The sequence below is a fragment of the Pseudomonas sp. SIMBA_067 genome, assembly GCF_046534675.1.
GTDB lineage: Bacteria > Pseudomonadota > Gammaproteobacteria > Pseudomonadales > Pseudomonadaceae > Aquipseudomonas > Aquipseudomonas putida.
This window is the reverse complement of the sequence record NZ_JAWRYH010001524.1, coordinates 1-229: the sequence shown is the minus strand read 5'-3', so window position 1 is coordinate 229 and position 229 is coordinate 1. Positions and strand designations below refer to the sequence as shown.

1 pseudogene is annotated in these 229 nt (G+C 64.2%); it reads left to right on the top strand.

Annotated features, from left to right (window positions below):
- Positions 1-229 (top strand): annotated as a pseudogene (locus tag SB765_RS34540) (branched-chain amino acid ABC transporter substrate-binding protein); the annotation flags it as partial.

Here is a 229-nt window from a genome sequence, read left to right as displayed (position 1 = left end):
AGAACCCTTGCAGGTACGCATCGGCTACCTGAACTATCGCCCCGAGCCAGGCCCGTTGTTGTCCAACATCATCCCCGAACCTGCCGATGCCGGGCTGCAAGGCGCGGAACTGGCGATTGTCGACAGCAACAGCACGGGGCGCTTCCTGAACCAGCGATTCCAACTGACCAAGGCCACGGCCGACAGCCCCGAAGCCTTGCTGCAGGCGGCCAACGCCCAGCACGACCAG